This is a genomic window from Xenorhabdus miraniensis (genome assembly GCF_002632615.1).
In genome coordinates this window covers 1-646 of the sequence record NZ_NITZ01000106.1, presented here as the reverse complement: position 1 = coordinate 646, position 646 = coordinate 1, and the positions used below count along the sequence as shown (strand labels likewise).

General features: G+C 31.9%; 1 pseudogene. It reads right to left on the bottom strand.

What is annotated here, in order from left to right:
• Window positions 1–201: 201 nt before the first annotated feature.
• Window positions 202–646 (bottom strand): annotated as a pseudogene (locus Xmir_RS26050) (hypothetical protein); the annotation flags it as partial.

The window sequence follows — 646 nt, the reverse complement described above, 5'->3', positions numbered from 1 at the left end:
CCAATATCTTCATCCAAAAAAGGATCGCAAACAATTGACATTCGTTCTAATTTAATTTCGTTATCCTTAGCCATACAAAATAATCTCATATAACAATTTAATATAAATGATAATAAATTAACTATTTACAATGTAACTTTTGAAATTTTAAAATTAGCCCCGAGATGATTATAGTATTCTTCGGTGCTATTTTTCCAACGATTATTTCGAATCAATAGTCCCTTTTGGTGGACCAAGCCTATCCAATTCAGCTAAGATTGCCGTAATCTGAGTTTCCCAATCTGCTGGCTTTATTTGCTTACGAAGCCACGGCAATCGCTCTTGACGTTTAAAATCAACTGAACTGACGGCCTCTTTTCCTTGTAATAAATATTTTGACATAAATGCCAAAATATAAGCTTTATCCTTCTCTGAGTTGAAAAGACTAAGATAAGGGATAAAAAACTGATATGTGAGTTCATTCTTTTCGTTTAGCCCATAACATTTGAAATGCAAAATATTATTAGTAAACGCTATGCCTAATTCTTTATAGCGAGATACATACACTTTTCCTTTTTTCCAAGTGTAAAAAAGTTGTCTTTCATGATCAATGATGAAATTTGCAGGCCTACGTAACCTTAAAAATATGCTGATAAGAAGAATGTTG